General features: G+C 44.7%; 13 protein-coding genes, 1 pseudogene and 1 riboswitch. Of the genes and pseudogenes, 10 read left to right on the forward strand and 4 right to left on the reverse strand.

Going from position 1 to position 18515, the window contains the following annotated elements; all coding sequences use genetic code 11:
• Nucleotides 1-33: 33 nt before the first annotated feature.
• Nucleotides 34-420: a type VI secretion system tube protein TssD gene (gene tssD, locus ACVBDU_RS05110; RefSeq protein ID WP_447178684.1), complete on the reverse strand. Its 387-nt coding sequence runs from the start codon at nucleotides 418-420 to the stop codon at nucleotides 34-36.
• A gap of 332 nt (nucleotides 421-752) precedes the next feature.
• On the opposite strand from tssD, the gene ACVBDU_RS05115 reads away from it, so the two are divergent.
• The 8 genes and pseudogenes from ACVBDU_RS05115 to ACVBDU_RS05150 all read left to right on the forward strand — a co-directional run bounded on the left by ACVBDU_RS05115 (nucleotide 753) and on the right by ACVBDU_RS05150 (nucleotide 11827).
• Nucleotides 753-1952, forward strand: coding sequence for a lactonase family protein (locus ACVBDU_RS05115; protein ID WP_447178685.1), 1200 nt, complete (start codon nucleotides 753-755; stop codon nucleotides 1950-1952).
• A 34-nt stretch (nucleotides 1953-1986) separates the two neighbouring features.
• Nucleotides 1987-2053: riboswitch (Fluoride riboswitch) on the forward strand.
• 57 nt (nucleotides 2054-2110) lie between these two features.
• Nucleotides 2111-3427: a chloride channel protein gene (locus ACVBDU_RS05120; RefSeq protein WP_447178686.1), complete on the forward strand. Its 1317-nt coding sequence runs from the start codon at nucleotides 2111-2113 to the stop codon at nucleotides 3425-3427.
• Nucleotides 3428-3516: 89 nt separating this feature from the next.
• Nucleotides 3517-4386 carry an alpha/beta hydrolase gene (locus tag ACVBDU_RS05125; RefSeq protein WP_447178687.1) on the forward strand — a complete coding sequence of 290 codons (870 nt, stop codon included), beginning with the start codon at nucleotides 3517-3519 and terminating at the stop codon, nucleotides 4384-4386.
• 10 nt (nucleotides 4387-4396) lie between these two features.
• Nucleotides 4397-4918: a collagen-like protein gene (locus ACVBDU_RS05130; RefSeq protein WP_447178688.1), complete on the forward strand. Its 522-nt coding sequence runs from the start codon at nucleotides 4397-4399 to the stop codon at nucleotides 4916-4918.
• A gap of 33 nt (nucleotides 4919-4951) precedes the next feature.
• A complete protein-coding gene (locus ACVBDU_RS05135) occupies nucleotides 4952-6805 on the forward strand; it encodes a DUF8696 domain-containing protein (RefSeq protein WP_447178689.1) in 1854 nt (617 codons plus the stop codon).
• A gap of 118 nt (nucleotides 6806-6923) precedes the next feature.
• A pseudogene (gene msrB, locus ACVBDU_RS05140) lies at nucleotides 6924-7318 on the forward strand (peptide-methionine (R)-S-oxide reductase MsrB).
• Between the two features lie 240 nt (nucleotides 7319-7558).
• A complete protein-coding gene (gene pruA / locus ACVBDU_RS05145) occupies nucleotides 7559-9184 on the forward strand; it encodes an L-glutamate gamma-semialdehyde dehydrogenase (RefSeq protein ID WP_447178690.1) in 1626 nt (541 codons plus the stop codon).
• A gap of 207 nt (nucleotides 9185-9391) precedes the next feature.
• Nucleotides 9392-11827 carry a TonB-dependent receptor gene (locus tag ACVBDU_RS05150; protein WP_447178691.1) on the forward strand — a complete coding sequence of 812 codons (2436 nt, stop codon included), beginning with the start codon at nucleotides 9392-9394 and terminating at the stop codon, nucleotides 11825-11827.
• Nucleotides 11828-11957: 130 nt separating this feature from the next.
• Here ACVBDU_RS05150 and ACVBDU_RS05155 read toward each other — a convergent pair whose 3' ends face one another.
• Nucleotides 11958-13505 (reverse strand): aminotransferase-like domain-containing protein, encoded by a 1548-nt coding sequence (locus tag ACVBDU_RS05155; RefSeq protein ID WP_447178692.1) that lies wholly within the window; start codon nucleotides 13503-13505, stop codon nucleotides 11958-11960.
• 126 nt (nucleotides 13506-13631) lie between these two features.
• Between ACVBDU_RS05155 and ACVBDU_RS05160 the strand changes: the two genes are divergently transcribed.
• Both ACVBDU_RS05160 and ACVBDU_RS05165 read left to right on the forward strand, forming a co-directional pair.
• Nucleotides 13632-14111, forward strand: a complete 480-nt coding sequence (locus ACVBDU_RS05160; protein ID WP_447178693.1) for an OsmC family protein — start codon at nucleotides 13632-13634, stop codon at nucleotides 14109-14111.
• Between the two features lie 32 nt (nucleotides 14112-14143).
• Nucleotides 14144-14815 carry a pyridoxamine 5'-phosphate oxidase family protein gene (locus ACVBDU_RS05165; protein ID WP_447178694.1) on the forward strand — a complete coding sequence of 224 codons (672 nt, stop codon included), beginning with the start codon at nucleotides 14144-14146 and terminating at the stop codon, nucleotides 14813-14815.
• Nucleotides 14816-15031: 216 nt separating this feature from the next.
• On the opposite strand, the gene ACVBDU_RS05170 is transcribed toward ACVBDU_RS05165, so the two are convergent.
• Entirely contained in the window at nucleotides 15032-16810 is a 1779-nt protein-coding gene (locus ACVBDU_RS05170) for a M60 family metallopeptidase (protein WP_447178695.1), read from the reverse strand.
• 63 nt (nucleotides 16811-16873) lie between these two features.
• Nucleotides 16874-18454: a discoidin domain-containing protein gene (locus ACVBDU_RS05175; RefSeq protein WP_447178696.1), complete on the reverse strand. Its 1581-nt coding sequence runs from the start codon at nucleotides 18452-18454 to the stop codon at nucleotides 16874-16876.
• Nucleotides 18455-18515 lie beyond the last annotated feature (61 nt).

Consider the following 18515-nt stretch of genomic DNA (forward strand, 5'->3'; position numbering starts at 1 on the left):
CTTATATTAAAAAATATCAGATCAGGGGATAGGTTATACCCATTCGTTCATGTGCTCTCCGCCTCCACTGGCGATAACACGGCACGAAATGGTAAAGGTTTCCGTTAAAGGATTCCTCCCTGCTGCTTCAAAATTTTCTCTGTATTTTACGAGATAGCCTTCGGTGAAGTGAACTTCCCTGAGTTTGGCATCCGTATCGCGTTTGCTATAGGTGATAACACCGTTCTTGCGTTCGAAATTGTTGGTCATCCATTCAAAAAAGAAAGAATCTCCGGTGGATTCAACGGTCAGGTAAATCCTGCCTCCGCGTGTAACGGAAGAAGGACGTCCCGTGGCATCAACTTCCTGTGCCAGGTCATAATTGGCGTTTAAAATATTTACTTTTTTACCGCCTACGTCTAAAGTTGCTTTAAATGACATACTAACTAAATTTAAAAATTAAGGTTAAATAAAAAGATATACCAAATCAAATATTGAATTATTTATACCCGCAATATATTAAACTTAATCCTACTACACAACTAAACACGAGGTATTTTCCTCTTTTACATTAAGAATTAACCGTTAAGAAATATTAGTAAAGACCTGATAAGATAATACATTTGTAAAAAATACTTACTTTTGAAAGTGAGGAATTTTGAGCAAGAGTACCCCCCCCGGAAAACGAAATAATTATTCCTGGTTACTCTGCAGTACATATAAACAATAATAAAATCATCCGAAAGATCAACCTGCTTTATAAACCCGACCCTATGTTAAAAAAAACTTTGTTACTCCTGGTCTGTACCATGAGTTTCCTGGCTTGTAAAGACAAGAAAAAAGAATCCGGGATTTCCACAAATAAGACTGTACAAACCCCGGAAAAAGAAACATTAAAAGAAGCTTCCTATGCCTTCGTAGGAACATATACCCGGAGAGAAGGCCATGTGGACGGACAGGCAAAAGGAGTGTATTTACTGGAACGGGATGACGAAAACGGGAAACTGGTACAGGAAACCGTCGCCGCGGAAGTGGTAAACCCGTCTTACCTCGCCATTTCTCCGGATAAAGAGAATTTATATGTCGTAAGCGAAGTTGCCAACGAAGGAGAAACCGGTACTATCCACGTTTACGGACTGGACGAATTTCAAAAGCCGGTCTTTCTCCAGGAATTGTCCACAGATGCCAAAGCTCCCTGCTATGTAAACCTGGATTCCGGGGGCGATTACGTGTTTGTGGTAAATTATGCCGGTGGTGTCGTTAAAATGTATAAACGTGATGAAAAAGGCATGCTAACCCCGGCCGACGCCGTACAATTGCACGGATCGGGACCGAATGAAGGCAGACAGTCCGAATCGCATCCGCATTCGGTGGTCCTGTCTCCCGACAACCGCTTTGCTTTTGTCCCCGATCTCGGCAGTGATAAAATATGGAGTTTTGAGATAGACCGGGAAGAGGATAAACTTATCCCTCTTTCCAACGGTTTTGTATCCACCGCGCCCGGTGCAGGGCCCAGGCACCTGGATTTCCATCCCAATGGTAAATATGCTTATCTCATCAATGAACTCTACAATACGGTCAATGCTTTCTCTTACGATGCGGAAAAAGGCCTGCTTTCCGAAATACAGACCATTTCCACGCTTCCCGAAACGTTTAATAAATCCAGCAGTGCCGCCGATATTCATGTGCACCCTAACGGCAAATTTTTGTACGGTTCCAATCGCGGGCACAACAGTATTGTGGTCTACGCCATAGATCAGGAAAACGGAAAACTCTCCCTGGTACAACATCAGTCCGTCCAGGGAAAAACACCCCGGAACTTTGCCATACACCCCTCCGGAAAACAGCTCTACGCCGCCAACCAGGATTCCGGGAATATCGTACAATTCGCCATTGACGGGGAAACCGGAAAACTTTCTTTTGAAACGGAACTGGAAGTTAATTCGCCCGTTTGCATTAAATTTTACCCGTAGATTCCGGGATTTTAACTATTTTTGTGCTTCATTTACAACCAGAGGCAATGGTGTCTGCCCTGAACCGCCCTTTTACAGGGGATGATGGCGCCTGTTATCCCGACCGTCACCAGGTGTGTGACCGGCGGAAAATCTATAATGTATAACAGGCCATATTTATGACACGACAAGAAGTTTCCAGAAAGCTGCGTTCCGTAGAACAACTCCCTTCCCTTTTCTTTATCGGTAAATGGATTATATTATCCGCATTGGTCGGTATTCTGGCCGGATCAGCATCGGCCCTTCTGTTGTTTTCACTCAACTGGGCTACGGATTTCCGGGAGGCCAATACGTGGATCATATGGTTATTACCCTTCGGGGGATTACTCATAGGGCTCAGTTATCATTATTGGGGACAGGATGTGGTAAAAGGAAATAACCAGCTACTGGAAGAATTCCACAGTCCCAGGCAGATCATTCCGCTAAAAATGGCTCCTTTGGTCTTATTCGGTACCGTTGCCACGCACTTTTTCGGCGGATCGGCCGGGCGTGAAGGAACCGCGGTGCAGATGGGCGGCGCCATTGCCGACCAGTTTACAAAAATATTCCGGCTGCGGCCAAGAGATCGCAAAATATTATTGGTTATCGGTATTAGTGCCGGGTTTGCTTCGGTTTTCGGAACTCCGCTTGCCGGGGCCATCTTCGCCCTGGAAGTCATGGTCATCGGGAGAATGCGGTACGAAGCCCTCCTTCCCAGTTTTATCACTGCAGTTATAGCGGATTATACCTGCCATTGGTGGCAGGTGGGACATACACATTACCATATAGACGTCATCCCCGACATGCAATTTCCTTTTCTCATCTGGGCCATACTTGCCGGGATCGTCTTCGGCCTTGCCGCACTATTGTTTTCCCGATCGACGCACTTTTTCAGTGATCTGTTCGGTTCCAATATAAAATACCCGCCGTTACGGCCCGTGATCGGGGGAGTCATTCTTGCCATTGTGGTCTATTTTATGGGAACCACCAAATATATAGGACTGGGGATACCTACAATAGTCGATGCCTTTGAAACGGAACTCCCCCCCTACGACTTTCTGTTGAAAATACTCTTTACTGCATTTACACTTGGCGCCGGGTTTAAGGGAGGTGAAGTTACACCGCTCTTTTTTATAGGCGCCACACTCGGAAATGCCTTATCCTTTTTCATCCCGTTACCGGCAGCACTCCTGGCCGGAATGGGATTCGTAGCCGTATTTTCCGGGGCTACAAATACCCCTATAGCCTGTACTATTATGGGAATTGAACTGTTCGGTATTGAAGGCGGGGTTTTTATAGCCATTGCCTGTGTAACGGCTTACCTCTTTTCCGGGCATTCCGGTATTTATTCCGCACAGATCATCGGTAGCCCAAAACACCTGTTTTACGGGCGCGACCGGGGGAAAACGCTTACCGAAATAGATCAAAAACACAAGAAGAAACGGGGGAAAGAATAAAGATCGAACAACACACATTGTTAAACCTCTGGCTAGGGTATGGTATCCTGAAAACAATACGCTAACTTGCATCCCGTAACCACTTATTTATGGAAGATAAGACAAATAATAACGGATACCGGCAGTCTGCAGAAATACCGAGTACTATAAAATACACCGGGAAATTCCTGCAATCGCTCTCCCCTGCCCTTGCTACAAAATTTGCCACCAAACTGTTTACTTCTCCTCTCAAATACAGGCTCCCGAAACGGGAACAACGTATGGATGAAGAAAGTAAGCAAACCCGGGAAATCGTCCCCGTCCTGAACAAGGAAATCATGGTTTACGAATACGGGAACGGTACCAAAAAAGCCCTCCTGGTCCACGGTTGGAGCGGCAGGGGAACACAACTCGTAAAGATCGCCGATACACTCCGGAAAGCGGGATATGCCATAGTGAGTTTCGATGCCCCGGCACATGGCAAAGCGGAAGGAAAAACTTCCAATATGTCCGAATTTATTGATGCAGCACTATTCCTGGAAGAAAAATACGGCCCCTTTGATATTGCCATCGGCCACTCCCTCGGGGGGATGACCGTACTCAACGCGGTAAAAAAAGGACTGAAAGCCCGGAAACTGGTCACCATAGGCGCCGGGGATATGGTATCAGATATCGCTGTCGATTTTGTAAAGGCCCTGGGGTTAAAAGAAGAAATAGGACATTCCCTGAAAATCTCGTTTGACAAACGTGTCGGTTTTGATATCAACGATCTCTCCGCCAGCGTAGCTGCCAGGGAAGTACACATACCCGTATTGATACTTCACGATGAAGAAGACCTGGACGTGCCGGTCAGTGCTGCTCAAAACATATTGCAAAACCTGAGTCATGGCGAACTGATGATCACCAAAGGGTTGGGGCACAGAAAAATCCTCGGGGATGCCCGGGTAATAGAGAAAATTATTACCTTTATCCAAACTTAAAACAAAAGCGATGAAAAAAATTCTTGCATTAGTATTGGTAAGCGCACTGACATTTGTTTCATGCGAAGGAGATCAGGGGCCTCCCGGACAGGATGGATTGGATGGAGAGATTGGCTTAACCTATGATTTTTCTGTAAACTTCAACGGAAGTAACGATTATAGATATACACTTTTTTTTGCTGATGAAGATATAGAAGTGTTTGAATCAGATGGTGTTTTAGTCTACAAATCAGATGAATTCTATGAAGACCCCGAAGGAGACATTAATATTTGGAAACTTCTTCCTCAAAGGGTCTATTTTACCAATGGCGATATTCTTGAATATAATTACGATCATACTTTTGGGGAAGTCTCTATTTTCTTAGATGGAAATATTGAAGACTTTGGAACTCTGAGTAACGAATACACTCAAGACCAATTACTCAGAGTTGTAGTTGCCCCTTCAGACTTTATAAACAGTGCAAATGTAAATCTTAATGATTATGAATCTGTAGTTCATGAGCTAAAGTCCTATAGATCAAAAAATCAATAAATATTTCCAATCCCAATTTAACCTACTTATCTTATGAAACAAAATTATTTTTTGTTAGTATTGTTGTTGTCCATTATCTCCTCGACAACCTATTCCCAAACTATTAAAATTAGCAATGTTAAATACTCCGGAGGTTCTGCTATAAGTGGTGGAGCCATAGAAATTCCTCAGGGTAGCAGTGTTAAGATCGATTTTACCGTCGAGTATAATACAGGAGGAATTGATTACGGAGGTTCTGCCAATATCGGAATCATGATGCCCGGTTCGTCAATGATAACTTCTGTTTTAGGAACTATGGCAATATCTCCTAGATACCAGGGAAGTCAGACTTTCACCAATAAAACTTTGTCAGCATCTAATTACCCCGATGGTTCTACTTTGTTAGCAGAAATGAGTATTCCAAACTATGGTACTACCAAAAGCAATAAAATTCCTATAAAAATAAAATATAAACCTGTAGATAACAATACTGTAACCGGAAATCAATCAGTAGGATCAGAAACTATTCCTTCTACATTAATAGGTAGTACTCCTACAGGAGGAAATGGTCAATATAAATATCAATGGCAACATAGAAAAAGTGGTAATTGGTCTAATATCTCAAATGCAGCAGGAAAAAATTATCAGCCACCAACTCTTAAAGAGACAACAAAGTACAGAAGAATCGTAACTTCCGGAAATTCTGAAAACAGTACTAGTAATGAAGTTACTATTACATTTGTACCCATTAATAATTCCATTTCCGGAGATCAAACAATATTATATGGTCAACGCGCCACTGTTACGGGAAACCAAGCTTCAGGAGGAGAGGGCTCCCCCACTTATAAATGGCAAGAAAAAAAAGGATCATCTTGGCAAGATATTCGAGCCGCTTCCAAAGATTATAATTTTATCGCACGAGAAACACATCAACTTAGGAGATTAGCCCTTTTTGGAAAGATTATTGGTGCCAGTAATGTGATAACTATCACAGTGAAGCACGAGGGGCCTATTAAAAATAACTCTATAACGGGAAATCAAACTATAGAGTACAATTCAATACCCTCAGAAATTATAGGGTCTACTCCAAACGGAGGAAATGGAAATTACACATATATGTGGCAAACAAAAGATTATAATGCAAGTAGCTGGCGTAGTATATATAATTCGAATTCTAAAAATTACACTCTACAAGAAAAATTCAAAATTACCACTCAATACAGAAGAATAGTTAGATCAACCGGAGCCGAAAATAGCTATAGCAATGTCATTACCATAACTGTTAAAGAACCGACCGCAATCATAACTAATAATACCATTTCGGGAGATCAAACTATCGATATTAATAAAACCCCTGCAATTGTAAATGGGAGTATTCCTCAAGGGGGAAACGGTAATTATACTTATCAATGGCAAAAACATACTGGAAATCGACGATTTTCAGATATCGCAGGAGAAACTAGTAAAGATTTTCAGCCGCCAAAATTTCCTTCGTCATCCATAAATACGTATAGAAGAGTTGTATACACCTACGGTGCCGAGGAGAATATAAGTAATACTGTTAGTATTCAAGTTAATTCCCCTTCATCAAGGATAGATAATACTATAAATTCCAAATCTTCTGTTGAAAGAGTAGATACTAATTCAACTTTCCAAATTTACCCGAACCCTTCAACCAATGGAATTATCAACCTCAGTTATGAGATCGGTGAAACTTCATTGCCCAAAGCTAAAGTTGCTATTTATTCCGGTTCTTCAGGACAGAAGCTATATGATAAGGATGTAAAAATCACAAATTCCAAAATTCAAACAGAAATTAATATTCCTAACTACAGAAGTAATGATATCTATATTGTAAAATTTCATATAGGAAATGCAACCATAACTAAAAGAGTCATTTTAAAATAACGGTCAAGATACATAGTAATCAAAGGGCGATTATCCTGAACATATGGATAATCGCCCTTTTTTATTGGATAAATAATTTCACAACCGTAACTTTACAACTCCAATCCCGCACATCACCATGCCAGACAAAGATTACCCCGTAACCAAACCCGAAGAAGAATGGGAAGCCGAACTTTCCCGGGAGTCTTATCGGGTGTTAAGACAAGGAGGCACCGAATTTCCGCATTCGGGAAAATACAACCTGCATTTTGAAAAAGGGACCTATTGCTGTGCCGCCTGTAATACCCCGTTGTTTGAAAGTACACATAAATTTCGGGCAACTGTGGCTGGCCCAGCTTTGACCAGGCCATAGAAGGAAGTATAGAATACCTGAAAGATACTTCACATGGTATGATACGTACCGAAATACGCTGTGCCAACTGCGGCGGGCACCTCGGCCATGTTTTCGATGACGGGCCTACGGAAACCGGAACGAGATATTGTGTTAATTCTGCCGGTCTCGACTTTGAGTAATCCGTACTAAAAACTTCTCCTCTGGTGCTCGTTTGCAACGAGTACCACACCACACCTTTAAATACCTATTTTTCCAACCGTTGACTCCCCATTTGAACGGGAAAATTTCTTTGTTAAATGCCGTTGAAACCCTTCCGTATTTCTTACCTTTGGCTCCATATTGTTCATTTACACAATATTCCTGTAACAGAGGCCAGGATTTAAAAGGATACACTAAACACTTAAAATTTAATCAGAGAAATGGGAAAAGGTTTTTTTCACGTTCCCGTGGCGGTCAATGAACCCGTAAAGTCATACACCCCAGGGAGCCCGGAAAGAGAAGAAGTTTTAAATCAGTACAAAGCTTACTTTAACGGTTCGGAAGACATTCCGCTATACATAGGCAGCGAAGAGATCCGTACCGGGGACACCAGGTCCATCACTCCGCCGCACGACCATCAGCATGTGATAGGACAATACCACCTCGCCGAAAAATCACATATAGAAAAAGCTATTGCTAATGCCCTGGAAGCCAGAAAAAAATGGGCTGCCCTTACCTGGGAGCAACGTGCCGCCGTATTTTTGCGTGCTGCCGATCTTATAGCCGGACCTTACCGCGCCAAAATGAACGCGGCCACCATGATAGGACAATCCAAGAACATCTACCAGGCAGAAATAGATTCGGCTTGTGAAATCGTGGATTTTCTGAGGTTTAATGTGGAATACATGTCCCAGATATACAACGATCAGCCGGAATCTTCCGAAGGTATCTGGAACCGTGTGGAATACCGTCCGCTGGAAGGGTTTGTTTATGCCATTACTCCTTTTAACTTTACTGCCATCGCCGGAAACCTTCCTGCCAGTGCGGCCATGATGGGAAATGTTGTGGTGTGGAAGCCTAGTGACAGCCAGATATTTTCAGCCAAAGTTATCGTAGACGTATTTAAAGAAGCCGGGGTACCGGACGGCGTGATCAACGTAGTTTACGGCGATCCCGTAATGATCACCGACACCGTACTGGCAAGCCCGGATTTTACCGGGATACACTTTACCGGTTCTACCAATGTATTTAAAAGTATATGGACCAAAATAGGTTCTAACATAAACACGTACAAAACGTATCCGAGGATCGTAGGGGAAACCGGGGGAAAAGATTTTATCATCGCCCATCCGAATTCCAGACCAAAGCAGGTGGCTACCGCAATTTCCAGGGGAGCTTTCGAATTCCAGGGACAGAAATGCAGCGCCGCTTCCAGGGTATATCTTCCGAAATCCATAGCACAGGAAGTGCTCGACTTCGTTAAGGCCGATGTGGAATCCTTTAAAATGGGATCTCCCGAGGATATGAGCAACTTTATTACGGCTGTTATCCACGAAGGTTCTTTTGATAAACTGGCCAGTTATATAGACCAGGCAAAAGCAGACCAGGATGCGGAGATCGTTATTGGAGGAAATTACGATAAATCCAAAGGGTACTTTATCCAGCCTACGGTAATCCTGACAACAAACCCGAAATACAAGACCATGACCACGGAATTGTTCGGACCTGTAGTTACTGTTTATGTCTACGAAGACGAAAAATGGACAGAAACCCTGCAACTCGTAGATACCACATCGGAATACGGACTTACGGGAGCTGTTTTCTCCAATGACCGTTACGCTGTAGACGAAGCTACCCAAGCACTGGAAAACAGCGCGGGTAACTTTTATATCAATGATAAACCTACCGGAGCCGTTGTCGGACAGCAGCCATTCGGAGGTGCAAGGGCTTCCGGGACCAACGACAAAGCGGGTTCTATGCTCAATCTTCTCCGCTGGGTTTCACCGAGACTTATCAAAGAAACTTTCGTGTCTCCGGAAGATTACCGATACCCGTTTTTGGGATAGTTTCGGTTTCCCGGAAGATCAAAATAATACCATCACCGCCGCGTACAAACGCGGCGGTTTTGTTTTGCTCCATTCCCAGTAAAATAAGGTGTTCGCAGGGTTAAATGTTAAAATTTACATTTAACAAACATTTAACCAAGTCCCCTTAAACCTTGCCCTAATTTTACGATCTAACTAAAAAATCTTAAAAAGTAACTCACCTAAGTAATGAAAAGAATCTTATTATTACTGAGTATTTTCCTTTTGCAATACTCTTTTGCCCAGAATTCGGTCACCCTTACCGGAACAGTTGTCGATGAAGAAACCGGAACTCCCCTGGAATTTGCCACCATGGTGTTGCGAAGCCTGGACAATCCGGATATGGTAACAGGAGGAATGACCGGTGCGGATGGAAAATTCGACGTAACAGTAAGCCCCGGAAATTATGATGTTAGTGTAGAGTTTATTTCGTATAGTCCTTTTACGCTTAAAAACCAATCCATAACAAGTTCCAGAGACTTCGGGGTTCTCCCCCTCTCCCTCGATGTGGCCCAGCTGGACGAAGTAGAAGTTGTCGGCCAGCGCACTACGGTAGAACTTCGTCTGGACAAAAAAATATATAACGTAGGCCAGGACCTTACTACCAGGGGAGGAACAGTTGCCGATGTCCTGGACAATGTTCCCTCTGTTTCCGTCGATGGTGAAGGGAATGTCAGTCTCAGAGGAAATGACGATGTACGTATACTCATCAACGGAAGGCCATCCAGTATGGTTGGACAAAGTGCTACACAGGTACTACAACAATTACCTTCCGATGCCATTGAAAAAGTAGAAGTTATTACCAGTCCCTCCGCACGATATGATGCCCAGGGTACGGGTGGTATTCTCAACATTATACTAAAGAAAGGAAAACTTAGCGGGTTCAATGGCTCTTTCGTTGCCAATACCGGGACACCGGACAACCACGGGATTTCCGCCAACCTGAACTACCGAACCGGGAAATTCAACTTTTTTACGACCACAGGATACAATTATCGTGATTCTCCCGGAAACTCTTTTGATAAAACGGAATATCGCTCGGATACTATTGCCAACAAATTTTTAAATGAAACCAGGGAGCGCAACCGCAAGAGAAACAGCTTTAACACCAATTTCGGTATAGAGTATGACATCGATGATAAAAATTCTATCGTAGGTTCCGTATTTTACCGGGATAACAACGGAGATAATTCTACCCGGAACTATACGGACAAGTTTAATGCGGACAGGGAGCTCACCAGTCATGTTTTCCGGAATACTTCGGAAGATGAACTCGACAAAACCATAGAGTTCAACCTGAATTACATTCACAAGTTCAACGACGATGGGCACGAACTCTCCGTAATACTGCAGCACAGTGACAATAAGGAAGACGAACGTTCCCTGATCATGGAGAGAACCACCATGCCCATCGATTCCACGCTTTACGAAAAACTCAGCACCCTTGAAGACGAAAGAAATATACTTCTCCAGGCGGATTATGTTCATCCGATAGGAGAAAACACCCAATTCGAAGCGGGCTACCGGGGGGAATTGCTGGATATGTCCAACGACTACCGGGTAGAAAACCAGGATGCCAACGGAGACTTTTACGTAAATCAGAACCTGACAAACCTGTTCAACTACACCCAGGATGTCCATGCTTTTTATGTACAATACGGCACCAAGTTCTTTGATAAAATGACAATGCTGCTCGGGCTTCGTACGGAGATCACCGATATTTCCGTTGCCGTGGAAGGTTATGACCTGGATTCGAAAAAAAATTACAGCAAGTTGTTCCCCACGGTAAACCTGGGATATGAAGTCGGAGAAAACGAAACCGTTACTCTCGGGTACAACAGACGTATACGCCGCCCCTGGTCGCGATTCCTGAACCCTTTCCCTTCCCGGGAAAGTAAGACCAATTTTTTTGAAGGAAACCCCGACCTGGATCCCAGCTATTCCGATATGTTTGATATAGGTTACCTGAAACAATGGGAAAATTTCACCTTCAATACTTCTATATACTATCAGCATGCTACCGATGTATTCCAGTTTATCAGTGAAGCTACAGGAGAAGTAACCAACGAAGGAGATCCTATTCTGAGACGTACGCCGATTAACCTGGCAACGGACAACCGTTTCGGGTTTGAAGTGGCAGTGATGTATTCGCCTTTCCGCTGGTGGCGGATTAACAGCGATCTGAATATCTTCCGGTCCGAATTAAAGGGGAGCCATAATGAACAAAGTTTCGACGCGGACAACACCAGCTGGTTTACCCGTCTGAACTCCAAGATAAATCTGCCCTGGAAGGTAGATTTCCAGACCGTTCTGTTTTACCGCGGGCCTTCCAGGAACTCCCAGAACGAAAACAAGGGCATATTCTCTACCAACCTGGCATTCAGCAAGGATATTCTCAAGGATAAAGGTACTGTGTCCCTGAATGTAAGCGACTTATTCAACTCACGAAAAATGCGTATGGATACCGCTACGGAGACTTTCCTGAGAGAAAGTGAAAACCAGTGGAGAGAACGCCAGTTTACCCTTTCCTTTACCTACCGCTTCAACCAGCCCAATAAAAAAGAACGTGAAAGAGGACAGCGAGGGAATAACGGCGATGACGATATGGGCGGTTTCGAAGGATAATATACATCGATTTTACGCACTTCATATTATATAATGAAAGCGGGAGATTCGGCGAATCTCCCGCTTTTTTATTGTATAAAGGACAACCGCCCCCTAAAAAATCAAACTTTGTCACGGGCTTGTGATAAAATTATACCCGGAGTCCTCCGGCCCCGGATGCCGACCCCGCCGTTTCATATTTGGGGCGGAATGCTTTCATCGTATTTTCCAACCTGGTAATGGCTTCTTTTATTTCATCGGGATTCAATGCCGCAAATCCCATGCGAATTCCAGGGTAAGGCGCGTCTATATCGTCTTCTTCATCTCCGCAATAGCCTCCTAGTCTTAGACCATACCTGGCTGCTTCTGCTTTTACCTCATCCCATTTAAGCCCTCCCCTTAGTTTTACCCATACGGCCATTCCTCCTTCCGGGATCTCGAAATCAAAATAGTCCCCCAGCTTTTCACGCAACAGGGAACAGAACAGGTCTCTTCGTTCATGGTACGCTTTCAGCGCTTTTTTACTATGCCGCTGTATTTCCCCATCCCGGATCATATGGGCCAGGGTAAGCTCCAGGAGCGCATCGCCCTGCCTGTCTATAACCCTTCGAAGCCGCGCAGCCTCATCCGTAAAATCCTTCGGCGCCACCATATACCCGATCCGGATAGCGGGGGCTACAATTTTACACAAAGCTCCTATGTATACTACGTTCCCCCCCGCATCGCTACTCGCCAGGGGCAATATCGGTGCATTGCTGTAGTGAAAATCGTAATCGTAGTCGTCTTCTATTATGGCAAAACCATATTTCTGCGAAAGTTCCAGCAAATGCATCCTCCGGTGTGCGGAAAGGGTAACCGTAGTAGGATGATGATGGTGCGAAGTAACATAAACCGCCCGGATTTTTTCCGCCTTGCATAGTCTTTCCACATCATCGGTTACAATTCCGCATTCATCTACCCTCACCCGTTTCAATGTTCCCCCAGATTCGATAAATACCTTATTTGCCGACCGGTAATTCGTTTCTCCTACGATCACATTCCCACCACCTGTTAACAACAACCGGGAGGACAAATAAATCCCCATCTGGCTGCCTCTTGTAATCAGTATATTCTCCGGAGAGGTATTTAATCCCCTGGTATCGTTGAGATAGTCGGTAAGTACTTCCCGTAATTCCATATTACCATATACGGAACCGTAGGAAAGGTGTTTGCGATTGTGCGATTTTTTTACGACGTTCCGGTATTCCCTGGCGATCTCTTCGATGGGTGCTATACGGTTATCCGGTACCCCGTCGTTAAAGGCTATAATACCTTCTTCGGGAAATTCGGCATCCCTGCTGTTCAGATGTTCCCGGTGTACAAAAGGGAAACCGGAAGTTGTTTTAGCTTTTCGCATTTCCTCCTTCCACCCTGTGCCCGGAAGAGATCTTTGCTCTATAATGGGGAGCGAACCGTTTACAAAAGTTCCTTTGGCCGGACAGGCTTCGGTCCACCCCTGTGCCATCAATTCATCATATGCGGCTATAACGGTTTTCCTGTGAATGTCAAGCGTATCTGACATCCACCTCGTTCCGGGTAATTTGGTGGAAGGAAGCAGTACCCCGCCCTTTATCAATTGAATGATCTGGTTGCACAACTGAATGTACAAAGGCGCACAGGCTTTTTTATCTAATCGTATAATCGTTTTGTAAGGAATCATAACCGGACTACTTTATATATTAAAACCGGACCACTAAAACACCCCATAAAACTACTACTTTTGATCCTATAAATCAAAATATATTATTGAAATCCTTAAACATAATATATTTTAAAGGGTGAAATCATGACCAAAGTACACGAATATAAACTTACGGTAAAGTGGACGGGAAATAAAGGAACCGGGACCAGTAGCTACAGGGCCTATGACCGTAACCACACCATACTAACGGATGGAAAACCGGATATTTCGGGTTCTTCCGATCCTTCTTTCCTTGGGGATAAAACCAGGCACAACCCGGAAGAACTACTTGTAGCCGCGTTATCTTCCTGCCACATGCTCTCTTTTCTGCATATGTGCGTCCAGGCCGGGGTAATCGTTACGGACTACGAAGACGGCGCCACGGGCTTTATGGAAGAGACCGCAGGTGGTGGCGGGCATTTTACAAAGGTAATTCTTCATCCGAAAGTAACGGTACAGGAGGAATCCATGAAAGAGAAACTGGATGCTTTGCACCACCAGGCTTCCGAACTGTGTTTTATAGCGAATTCATGTAATTTTCCCATACATCACGAGCCTGTTGGTCTCGTTCGGGGTAATATATGACAAGTATATCCTTAATCAAAAAATGATACATTATGCCGGATTATGGAATTTCCGCTTTAAACAAAGTGACCCGGGGCCCAAAACGGGCTTCTTATGACCAGGAAGAAATAAACGGTATTCTCGATGCCGGATTCTTATGCCATATTGCCTATACCTGGAATGGAAAGGCCATTGTTATCCCTACCGCATATGGGCGGGACGGGGATAAACTTTACATACACGGTTCGTTAAAAAACCGGATGATGTCCTGTCTCCTGGAAGCAGGGGAAGCCTGCGTATCCGTAACGCACCTGGACGGACTTGTACTGGCCCGGTCTGCATTTCATCACTCGGCCAATTACCGGTCGGTAAACATCTTTGGCAATGTAAAATCCATAGAAGAGGATCATGAAAAAATGCATGCGCTCCGGTGTATTATAAACCATATGGTACCGGACCACTGGGAACATGTACGGCAGCCTAATGATAAAGAACTCCGTGCCACCCTCGTCATGGAAATAAAAATAGACTCCGCCTCTGCAAAAATACGTACAGGCGATGTCGTTGACGAAAAAGAAGACCTGCAACTGCCTGTATGGGCAGGTATTATCCCGGTATCCGAAACTATCGGAATGCCGGTCAGTGATCCGCTACTGGGGGGAAATATCCCGGTACCGGAATCGGTTAAAAATTATGTACAAAAGTCAAATCTTAAAAACAAATAGCCATGTCCACATCCGCACCATGCCAATGCTGCACAGCAAACTATCCGGGAGAAAACCGGTATGATTTCTCCGCATTTATAGAAAAGAGACTTTCCGGAGCAACACCGGACAGCATCTCCTCGCTACGGCCAGAATACCTGGCGTATAGCAAATAACAAAGAAACAGGCCCGGAATACCACCGGGCCTGTACATAAAAAAGTATAGCTTAAGCAGGTTTAGTATACCGTAACCTCGGCCATTGCAGCAAACTGAAGTCCGTCGTAAGCCGATTTCATGACCAGTTTAAAATACCGGAAAGATTTGCTTTCCGGAAGGTCTATATTCTGTGGTGCAGCGGTTTCTTCCAGCACATGATCTCCGAGACTTTCCCAGTTCGTACCGTCGTTACTAACCAGTATCTCCATGTCTTTTACTTTTCGCTGGCCGTCGCGTTGTGTTAAGGTAAAACCATTAACCGCAGTAGTTCCTTTCATGTCCACACTCACATGATGCGGATATTCTGCCGCGTTATCACCGGACCACTGCGAATGCCAGTATGTTGCGGGGTCACCATCTATAATGTTGGAAGCCCTTCCGTTTTCGCCACCCGTTTCCTGGGAACTGTAATCTGTTATCAGCCATCGGCTTTCCCAGTCCGGATCGTCTGTCAGTTCCGTCAGGTCCTCTTCCGGTTCCGGCAGGTTTAACGTCGCGATTTCATCATAAACGGAGGTACTTACTTTCAGTCCCCATTTCTGAAAAAAATCACCCAGGTCATTACCGGATATTTCACAGGCTTTCAGCATAAAATAACGCATTTCGGCTTCCGTGCTTCCCGGGTTGGGCTGTTCTTCCCTGGTTTGTTTATGCAGCTGCTGAAAAAAAGTGTCACCATACGCAAGCCATAGTTGCTGAAACATACCGAGACGTACAAATAAACTTGCCGCACCACTGTTAAAATCCCTTTCTTCATCAGGCAACGCAAGATAGTCGGCTACAGCATACCACACGCCGTCCCTGACCATCCGTGAAGGAGTTACACCCATTGCTCTTTCTGCCGCAAGGGAATAAATATTCACGGTTACTTCACCCAATCCGTCCCACGTCCAGGCCCCCTGCTGGTGCATATGCCCCAATTCGTGCCAGGGACCCCAGCCGTCGTTACCCAGTCCGTCCACCGTAAGAATATGGTTTACCACATCCTGATGGTACCAGGTTCGGTACCATGTAGCAGCCATAAAAGTATCTTCCATATCCGTCTCCGTCATCAGTAACCGATGGGTATTCCGTTGGTGCTCCGGTGCGGAACCGTCCTGGCCGCTTATGGCCGCTTCGGCATCCAGTATCTGTTCAGCAGTAGTAAGTAACTGGTTCTGATCTTCATCGCGGTACTGAAGGGCTTTGTCCATTGAGGTTACTATAATGGCTTTGTCACTAACCAACAATACATCTGGAGCATCTGTCCAGGTATCTAGCATGGTTTGCCATTGCCCATTGGTCGTTTCTCCGTGTACAAAATACGGCATGGGTTGATGTCCGTCCATAAACTCGATACGAACCTGTCCGGAAGCTATATTGCCTTCACCGGTATTGTACCGTATGTACATAATGCCTCCGTATTCATCGCCGGTAACCGTATTGATGCCATCGGTCAGCGCTACTTCCGTCGGGTTCCACTTGGCTTCGTACCTCGAATACGAACCTATAAGCAATACGGGAGTGCCGCTTCCCGGCTCTAACTGGTCTACCTTTACAACAAGTTCGGTATTCGGAGGGAGATAAAAACCCGTAGGCGTGAAATCGGAAGCCGGATTGGACTGACCGAGCCTTGCTGCTTCCTGTGTGCCTGAAGGTGTTTCGTTAAATTCCAGGATTTCTTTGACAATTATTTCACTGTCATCGGGAACGGAAGGCCCATCCGGGTCTGTTTCGGACGGAACACCGCAGGAAAATACTCCCCCGGCAAAGACCAGGAGCAGCATAACCAGGTTAAGATTTACATGAAAATGTTTCATAAGTATCTGGATTTATGGTTAATAAATAAGTTTCAGGGGTTAATACAAGATGTATGACTTTTTTCAGTAATACACCCCGATTTCCGCCAATGCGGCAAATTGTTCACCGTCATGAGAGGATTTGGCCGTAAACCGGAAATAGCGGAAATTCTTTTCTCCTTCCAGCGTTATGACCTGTTCATAGGTATCTTCCAGGTCTCCCTGTATCACAGTTTCCCAGGAGGCGTTATCATTGCTTACTTCTATTTCATATGCTTTAACAGCCCTTCGTCCCACGCGCTGGTGAATGACAAACCCTTTACCTTGAAGTTCTTCCCCCGTATCTACAGTCAAAAAGTGAGGATATCCGGCCGTATTGGTATTCCACCTGGAGTGCCAGTAAGTCTGTGGGCTACCGTCCAGAATGTTAATGACTGCTCCGTCTTCGTTAACCGTTTCTTCGGAACTGAAGCCCGTTACCTGCCAGTTACTTTTATCGTAAATATTCTGCTGTCCTATACTAATGTCTATATCGGGCACACCGGATTGAAAGGCATAATTGAAGCCTGTCCAGGTATTGTTTCCGTTTTCGTGGTGCAGGATAATACTGAAAGTATATTCGTCATTTTCTTTTTCCTTAAATTCGGATACCGGCATACGAATGGAAAAGCTGTTATCTGCCAATGGCTCACCTACCCAGGTAACGGCGCGGTATCCCCCGGGATCAGTTCCCGGTTTGTGGTAATAGGTAATATCGGTCACCGGGACATCGCTCACATAGGTGCCGGAAACGATAATATCCCCGTCTTCGTAATAGGCCCGTAGTGCGTTTACATGAGCATTTGTATCCGTATAAAACATTTTATTTTCTTTGGAAAAAACCTGGCAGTTATTCACTATAGCCGCACTGGAATGTGCCAGAAATGTAGGGCTGATGCCAAAAGTGGAATTTCCCGGCCCCATGAGGGATGTTCCGTAATCGCTACTTTCGGATTCGGTTAATGTAGACCCGCAATGCGGCAGGTTAAGGCCATGTCCCATTTCGTGATACAGTCCGCCTATCCACACGGTAGCTTTCCACCCCACATCTCCCCCGGTTCCGAGGTTATCGTAACTCATCCCTGGATAATCAAGTGCGTAGGCATCCCGTCCGATTCCGTAAAAAGGGACGCCGACTTCCATTTCCTCTCCCTCGTCGAGTTTTTCGTTTACCGCACAGATAATCAGGTTGTGATCACTGCCTTTTTCTTCCGGATGCTCGGCAAAATAGGCATCTATTTCTTCTTTTACTGCCGATGCTCCTCCCTCGTAAGGGTAATTTTCGGAACTTTTTTCTCCCTGAATAAGATGGATTTTTACCCGTTGTTTAATCTCGTCCTTCAGCAACCCGAAGGTTTTATTACCGTAGCCCCAATGTTGCATCCAGTCGGCAAAAAATTGTTGTCCCTCCAGCATAATTTTACTGATTCTCTCTTCGTAATCCTCGTTGACCTGCCTGTCACTGGACACAAAGTATATGACATTGAGGTTATAAGCGTAATCGGAGGTATAATTTACCTCATCGGGATTATCCGGAGTTTCCGGCACGGCATCGTCCGGTACACAGGCGTAAAACAATACCATAGCCATAAGGGCCATAATTCTGAAAATAATTTTTCTTTTCATTTTTATAAAGTTTAGTGGTTAAATTCTGTTTAGGTGTAATTTCGGAGTATTGCGATTGTTC

The organism is Sinomicrobium endophyticum, from assembly GCF_052983315.1.

What these genes read in the sequence shown, in the direction of transcription:
- ACVBDU_RS05155 (WP_447178692.1), bottom strand. Translation starts at nt 13,505, where the DNA reads ATGATTCCTTACAAAACGATTATACGATTAGATAAAAAAGCCTGTGCG.
- ACVBDU_RS05160 (WP_447178693.1), top strand. Translation starts at nt 13,632, where the DNA reads ATGACCAAAGTACACGAATATAAACTTACGGTAAAGTGGACGGGAAAT.
- tssD (WP_447178684.1), bottom strand. Translation starts at nt 420, where the DNA reads ATGTCATTTAAAGCAACTTTAGACGTAGGCGGTAAAAAAGTAAATATT.
- ACVBDU_RS05130 (WP_447178688.1), top strand. Translation starts at nt 4,397, where the DNA reads ATGAAAAAAATTCTTGCATTAGTATTGGTAAGCGCACTGACATTTGTT.
- ACVBDU_RS05135 (WP_447178689.1), top strand. Translation starts at nt 4,952, where the DNA reads ATGAAACAAAATTATTTTTTGTTAGTATTGTTGTTGTCCATTATCTCC.
- ACVBDU_RS05170 (WP_447178695.1), bottom strand. Translation starts at nt 16,810, where the DNA reads ATGAAACATTTTCATGTAAATCTTAACCTGGTTATGCTGCTCCTGGTC.
- ACVBDU_RS05120 (WP_447178686.1), top strand. Translation starts at nt 2,111, where the DNA reads ATGACACGACAAGAAGTTTCCAGAAAGCTGCGTTCCGTAGAACAACTC.
- pruA (WP_447178690.1), top strand. Translation starts at nt 7,559, where the DNA reads ATGGGAAAAGGTTTTTTTCACGTTCCCGTGGCGGTCAATGAACCCGTA.
- ACVBDU_RS05125 (WP_447178687.1), top strand. Translation starts at nt 3,517, where the DNA reads ATGGAAGATAAGACAAATAATAACGGATACCGGCAGTCTGCAGAAATA.
- ACVBDU_RS05165 (WP_447178694.1), top strand. Translation starts at nt 14,144, where the DNA reads ATGCCGGATTATGGAATTTCCGCTTTAAACAAAGTGACCCGGGGCCCA.
- ACVBDU_RS05175 (WP_447178696.1), bottom strand. Translation starts at nt 18,454, where the DNA reads ATGAAAAGAAAAATTATTTTCAGAATTATGGCCCTTATGGCTATGGTA.
- ACVBDU_RS05115 (WP_447178685.1), top strand. Translation starts at nt 753, where the DNA reads ATGTTAAAAAAAACTTTGTTACTCCTGGTCTGTACCATGAGTTTCCTG.
- ACVBDU_RS05150 (WP_447178691.1), top strand. Translation starts at nt 9,392, where the DNA reads ATGAAAAGAATCTTATTATTACTGAGTATTTTCCTTTTGCAATACTCT.